The sequence below is a fragment of the Photobacterium marinum genome, assembly GCF_000331515.1.
GTDB classification, from domain to species: Bacteria; Pseudomonadota; Gammaproteobacteria; order Enterobacterales; family Vibrionaceae; genus Photobacterium; species Photobacterium marinum.
Genome location: NZ_AMZO01000021.1, coordinates 301,420 through 308,121, shown reverse-complemented (window position 1 = coordinate 308,121; position 6,702 = coordinate 301,420). Strand labels below are relative to the sequence as shown.

Here is a 6,702-nt window from a genome sequence, read left to right as displayed (position 1 = left end):
GGATCTTCCGCTTTGGCTTCAGTCGATTCAGTGGCTTCTGCAGTCGCAGTATCTGCTTCTTTTTCGGCCTTGCGTGCTTTGGCGCGAGCAATGGCAGCAGCGACAGCAGCCTTCTTCGGATCTTCCGCTTTGGCTTCAGCTGATTCAGTTACTTTTGAAGTAGCTGTATCTGTCTCTTTTTCAGCCTTGCGTGCTTTGGCGCGAGCAATTGCAGCAGCAACAGCGGCTTTCTTCGGATCTTCCGCTTTAGCTTCAGCTGACTCAGTTACTTTTGAAGTGGCAGTATCTGTCTCTTTTTCAGCCTTGCGTGCTTTGGCGCGAGCAATGGCAGCAGCAACAGCTGCCTTCTTCGGATCTTCCGCTTTGGCTTCAGCTGATTCAGTTACTTTTGAAGTAGCTGTATCTGTCTCTTTTTCAGCCTTACGAGCTTTAGCTCGAGCGATCGCTGCGGCAACTGCATCTTTTTTCTCGTCCCCGGTAGATTGAGGTACTGCGACGCTTTCTGCTGCCTGTTTGGCGGCTTTACGCTCACGAGCCTGGCGTTTACGTTCTTCACGTAGTTTCGCCATTTCGCTGTTATCCGGTAGAGCTTCACCGTTAGCGCCTGCGATGGCTTCAGCCTGTTTTGCTTTGGCACGGGCAATTGCGGCGGCTACTGCAGGTTTCTTATCGGCACCGGCACTTGCCGCGGCTTGCTTGGCCTTAACGCGGGCAATCGCTGCGGCAACGGCATCATCGCCACCGGTTGCGGCCATTTCTTTACGGCGATCTTCTGCTGCTTTCTTAAAGCGGTTGTCGCGTTCAGCTTTATCACGTTCCAGACGGGCTTTCTTCGCTTCAAAGCGCAGCTTAGCTCGTTCTGCTTTTTGCTCATCCTGTTTGCGGGTGCGGATTTCAGCTTTAGCCTGGCGGTAGTACTGAACCAACGGGATTTCACTTGGGCAGACATAGGCACAGGAACCGCATTCAATACAGTCAAACAGATTGTATTCTTCGCACTTATCGTAATCCTTATCTTTGGCATACCACTGAAGCTGCTGTGGTAGCAGAGAAACAGGGCAGGCATCAGCACAGGATGAACAGCGAATACAGGACATCTCATGGTTAGACGGAGAAATCTCCTTGCGCGTCGGTGCAAGAATACAGTTTGAAATCTTGGTGATCGGTACATCGCAATGCGGCAGGGTAAAGCCCATCATCGGGCCGCCCATGATTACGCGCGGCAGCTTTTTATCAGCTTTGTAACCGAATCGTTCAAGCAGGAAGTCAACTGGTGTGCCTAACAGCGTCCAGGTGTTACCCGGATTTTTAAATGTTTTACCCGTAACTGTTACTACACGCTGAATCAGTGGCTCGCCGTCAACAACCGCGCGTTTAATGGCGAAGGTCGTACCGACGTTGTGCATCATTATACCAATATCCGCCGGAATGCCGTTTGCCGGTACTTCCAGGCCTGTCAGTACTTTGATTAGCTGTTTTTCACCACCAGACGGGTATTTGGTTGGGATAGCACGAATGATAATGCCGTCATTTTCGGAAATGCATTGCTTGAGCGCTTCAATCGCTTCCGGTTTGTTATCTTCAATACCAATGATGCTCAGGTTTGGCTTAAGGATATGTTTCAGGACACGAATGCCTTCAACTACTTCTTCAGCATAATCCTGCATCAGGCGGTCATCGGCAGTAATGTATGGCTCACATTCTGCAGCGTTAATAATCAGGACATCAGTTTTGCCCAGACCGCTTTGTAGTTTTCGACCGGCAGGGAAACCCGCACCACCCATACCTGAAATACCGTGCAGGCGAATGTGATCGATAAGATCAGACGGTTCTGCTTGATGGTAATCGGCTACCGGTGTCTTTTCACTCCAGTGATCATGGCCATCCGGTTCGATGATGATGCACATGTCCGCCAGGCCAGACGGGTGCGCAATGGTACGAGGCTCGATGGCTTTAATTGTACCAGAAGTCGGGGCATGGACCGGAACGCTCATTGCGACATCAGCGTGAGTCAGCACTTGCCCTTTGCGGACTTTGTCTCCGGCAGAAACAAGGATATCACCGACAGCACCGATGTGCTGTTTCAGCGGTAGCACAAGCTTTTTTGGCAGCTGAGCGTCTTCAATTTTTGTTTTGTTTGAAAGGGTTTTCTGCTCTGGCGGATGAATTCCACCCGGGAAGTCCCATAGCTGACCCTGTTTAATTTGTTCGATTATTGACAGCATGGTTACTCTACCTTGTTGGCGCTGGCATCAGTTGGAATATTCACGACAGGGATTTTGTTTAGCTCCCACTTCCAGGTTTCCGGTGTCATTTCTACCGGAACCATATCGATACAGTCGGTCGGACAAGGTGAAACACAAAGATCACAGCCGGTACATTCGTCTTTGATAACGGTATGAACTGCCTTAGTACCACCGACAATGGCGTCAACAGGGCACGCCTGAATACACTTGGTACAGCCGATACACATGTCTTCATTAATAAAGGCAACCTTTTTGATGCCTTTGCTTTCATCATGGGCTGAGTCTTCGACTTCAACTCCCATAAGAGCAGCTAATTTTTCGATGGTTGCCTGACCGCCAGGAGGACATTTATTAATGTCATCACCATTCGCGATAGCTTCTGCGTAAGGGCGGCAACCAGGATATCCACACTGACCACATTGGGTTTGCGGCAGGATGGCATCAATTTGCTCAACGATGGGGTCAGCTTCGACTTTGAACCGGATAGAGGCAAAGCCTAAAAGGAGACCAAAAATCGCGGCAAGAACTGCGATGGCAGCTACTGCTATTAGGATTCCGCTCATCTTATAGTTTCACCAATCCAGTAAAGCCCATAAAGGCAAGAGACATCAGGCCGGCTGTAATCATTGCAATCGATGCGCCTTTGAATGGGCTTGGTACATCTGCCGCTGCAATACGTTCGCGCATTGAAGCAAACAGAACCAAAACCAATGAAAAACCAACAGCAGCGCCAAAGCCGTAGATCACAGACTCGATAAAGTTATGACGTTCGTTGATGTTGAGTAGGGCAACACCCAGAACTGCACAGTTTGTAGTGATCAATGGCAGGAAAATACCCAGCAGACGATAAAGCGTCGGGCTGGTTTTATGGACAACCATTTCAGTGAACTGAACAACAACAGCTATCACCAGGATGAAGCTGAGGGTTCGAAGATATTGAATGCCGAGTGGCTCAAGAATATAGGCTTCGACAAGGTAAGCACACACCGACGCCAGGGTAAGAACAAACGTGGTTGCCAAACCCATACCAATTGCTGTTTCCAGTTTTTTAGACACCCCCATAAACGGGCAAAGGCCTAAAAATTTTACCAGTACAAAGTTGTTTACCAACACTGTACCTACGAGTAGTAGTAGGTATTCAGTCATACCGTCTTAATTATATTTTGCTAGAGATCTGCATATTATCTTCCTTTGTCCGACCTATAACAACTCCCCATAAGCAGGGTTTTTCAAGATTGATGTGCTTTTGGTCAGTTACAGCAAACTGTTTTCAACAGCTTGTCTAATTTATTAACCGAAAGAGTACGTTTGATGATCAAATGTTATAAGAAAGGGGAGGGTGGCCATCCGTCAGTGACATTGATTGCGAAGCAATCATGATGTCGCAGAATAAAGAAAACCCGGCCATTTTGACCGAGGTTTTTGTAAATTTGGCTCCTCCTGCTGGACTTGAGTGGGGCGGCCATCCGTCAATGACATTGATTGCGAAGCGATCATGATGTCGCAGAATAAAAAAACCTCGGCTATATTGACCGAGGTTTTTTGTAAATTTGGCTCCCCCTGCGGGACTCGAACCTGCGACATACGGATTAACAGTCCGCCGTTCTACCAACTGAACTAAGGGGGAATAGACTGTGTACTGATAGTACTCAGTCAGTATGACTGAGTCAATGGACAGGATTTGAACCATCTCCCATTCGTGAAAATCAGAAACTTGTTTGTAAATTAAGCTTTAGAGGAAATTATGTATCAAGCTCTATTTTTAATGTGACCTGCATTCGGATTCAGCGAAGAAAACGTTAGTAAATATAGCAAAACTTAATTCCAAAAATGGAGCGAAAAAAAGCTTGATTTTCACCATCCCAGATGTGGTATGGGATTAGCGCAGTTATCCACGGAAACTGTGGATAACTATGTTGATGGATGTTTGGAAAAACATGTTCTGGTTAAACATGTGGCTAGCTGGGTGATCTTTGCGCATTTTATTTCAGGTGCATAAATACCTGTTCTTAAGCGTAATGGCACTTAGATGGTGAAAAAATATGAACTAATTAGAATAATTGCTTTAAAAGAATGTGGCTTACGAGTTAGCTGTGAATTGTAGGGAATTAACTTCGGGAAAAACTGTGGATGATTTATCTCGATTTTGCTAAGCAAGAGGAATTAAATTCGATGGGATTGACGTGCCTTAAGGCTGCCTGAATTGATGCGATTTTGTGCGTGGGCGGAGATAATACGCCGATGTGAGATATAGATCAATCCTTAGTTGTCATTTTTTGTCCATTTATAACTAAATTGAATGTCTTCGATGAAAAAGCCCGGCATGGTATGTCCGGGCTTCTGTAGTGAGCATGAGCTATTTACTACTATTGTGATTAATCGCTAAGGATTAACTTACTGATTTGCATTGTCAGTAGGTTTCACCAGTGGATTATCCACCTTGCTTGGATCTGCTGGGATATAGGTCAGGCCGGTTTTAAGTTCAGTGAGTTTTAGACCTTTTTTAGTAAGGTCTGAAACGTAGTCGATCATGGCTTGATTATCTTTGAAGCCTGAGTTTGTGGCATCTTTGCCAAGGAACAGGCTGTAACCATCTTTACCGCCTAACAGGAATGAAGTAGTTGCAATGTTATATGTTGCACTATCTATGATATCAATACATGCGTTTGCATCAACTCCACCCTTACAGACTTGGAGTTCATCGATACGGCTACCTTCAGATTCTGTACCTCTATACGTGTACTTCAGGTTAGCTGTTGTCGGGAAACCTCCATCAGAAGTCGCATCTGGTGAAGTGGCATAGTTGATAGTAGTTTCCAGTAATTCACGTACTTCGGTGCCCGTTAGTTTCACCAGTGCTACCTCGTTGCCGAACGGTAGCAGGGTTCCAAGAATGTAACCAGCAGTTAGTTCATCAGTGCCTTCTTTAGGAACAATATCAGCACGAACACCACCAGTATTGGTGATCGCCATATCAACATTATATCCCTGCTGCTCAAGTATCCATGCCATAGAGGCAGCAACATGCGCTCCGGCTTCAGAACCGGTAGTAGCTAGAGAGGCACCGCTGCGCTTTTTACCTGGGATACGAACGTGGTCAAATTTGTTATCTGAGTCACCGGCATCATCAATATGACCAATAACCTTGCTGCTGAAGGCTTCAACTTGCGGTTTATAGTTAAGATCAATGATACGGCGCAGAGACTGGTTTTCCTCAGTGATGGCAATATTGTCTTGCTTGGCCACAAAAGATTCTGTTGCAGCCTGATGCTCATCAGTTAGTGCTGTCCGATCCTTTTTCCCGTCGCCATCAACATCTGCGTATTTGAACTTGAAATTTTTACCAATTAGCAGGGTGTTGTTACCTTTACAGCTCAGCAGTTCACCCTGTTCTGATAAACTGACATCGATCTGGCCCACGGCTTCGGCATATTCACCAGCCTGAACGACACAGGTTTTGCCTTTACCATCTTTGTTCGTAAAAATTTCAGCATAGCTGACTTCTGTATGACCTTTACCCAAGCCCAGATTAGTGAAGTCGCCAAGACGGGTGTGAGAGTGGCCGCCGACAATAAGGTCAACGCCGTTAACTTCTTTGGCTATTCTGACATCGCGATCCACACCGATATGACTGACCATCACGATTTTGTTGATACCTTTGGCTTTTAGTTCATCAACAATCTTTTGTGCTGTATCTACTTCTTTGTTGAATTTCAGATTTTTCCCCGGAGAGGAAATCTGACCCAGATCTTCCAGTACCAGACCAAAGATACCAACTTTTTCACCATTGAACTCTTTGATGGTATATGACTTCAGGTTGTCTAAATTCTTCATGTCTGCATCAGCACTGGTATCCAGGTTTGCAGCCAGTAGAGGGAAGTTGACGTTTTCGATAAATGAGATCAGTGGATCGTTGCCCAGATCAAATTCATGGTTACCAATAGCCATTGCGTCAAGGCCCATTTCGCTCAGTAGGGTTGCGTTACCAGCACCTTTTAACAAACTGAAGTAGAGTGACCCCTGAAATGCGTCACCACCGTGCAGAGCAAGGAAGGGAGTGCCGCTCGCATCGGCTGCCTCACGGGCTGCATGTAGTTTGGCGGCCAGTCGAGGATAGCCACCAACGTCAGTGCGAACTTTAAAGGATGTGTCTGGGGTGCTGAGGTCGCTGTTAACGAAATCCAGGCTATGAGCGTCAAAGTTGGAGTGAGTGTCGTTGATATGAGCAACACTCATCTTAAACGTTTTGTCTCCGACCTTATCCATTGGAGTAGTTGTGGTGTCGTTATGGTTACAACCTGTCAGTGCAGCAATTACGGCAAGAGTAAGGATGCTTTTCGTTATTTTTGTTCTATTCATTGAAATTACTTCGCTATTTTATAATCAGCATTTCGCTGTTTTGGTTTGTTGTTATTCAAGGCGAACAAAAAATAACGGAGCTGAGTAATTACTCAAT

4 protein-coding genes and 1 tRNA gene are annotated in these 6,702 nt (G+C 46.1%); all 5 read right to left on the bottom strand.

Features of this window, described 5'->3' with window-relative positions; all coding sequences use genetic code 11:
* On the bottom strand, positions 1-2,225 hold a 2,225-nt coding region (gene rsxC, locus C942_RS15615; RefSeq protein ID WP_036800418.1), incomplete at its 3' end, for an electron transport complex subunit RsxC.
* A gap of 2 nt (positions 2,226-2,227) precedes the next feature.
* The gene (gene rsxB, locus C942_RS15610; RefSeq protein WP_007467343.1) at positions 2,228-2,809 is read right to left on the bottom strand and encodes an electron transport complex subunit RsxB; all 582 of its coding nucleotides are present in this window, start codon (positions 2,807-2,809) and stop codon (positions 2,228-2,230) included.
* A 1-nt stretch (position 2,810) separates the two neighbouring features.
* Positions 2,811-3,392, bottom strand: coding sequence for an electron transport complex subunit RsxA (gene rsxA / locus C942_RS15605; RefSeq protein ID WP_007467342.1), 582 nt, complete (start codon positions 3,390-3,392; stop codon positions 2,811-2,813).
* A 405-nt stretch (positions 3,393-3,797) separates the two neighbouring features.
* Positions 3,798-3,873: transfer RNA gene (locus C942_RS15600), tRNA-Asn, on the bottom strand.
* A gap of 767 nt (positions 3,874-4,640) precedes the next feature.
* Positions 4,641-6,605 carry a bifunctional metallophosphatase/5'-nucleotidase gene (locus C942_RS15595; protein ID WP_007467336.1) on the bottom strand — a complete coding sequence of 655 codons (1,965 nt, stop codon included), beginning with the start codon at positions 6,603-6,605 and terminating at the stop codon, positions 4,641-4,643.
* Between the last annotated feature and the right edge of the window lie 97 nt (positions 6,606-6,702).

What these genes read in the sequence shown, in the direction of transcription:
- C942_RS15595 (WP_007467336.1), bottom strand. Translation starts at nt 6,605, where the DNA reads ATGAATAGAACAAAAATAACGAAAAGCATCCTTACTCTTGCCGTAATT.
- rsxA (WP_007467342.1), bottom strand. Translation starts at nt 3,392, where the DNA reads ATGACTGAATACCTACTACTACTCGTAGGTACAGTGTTGGTAAACAAC.
- rsxB (WP_007467343.1), bottom strand. Translation starts at nt 2,809, where the DNA reads ATGAGCGGAATCCTAATAGCAGTAGCTGCCATCGCAGTTCTTGCCGCG.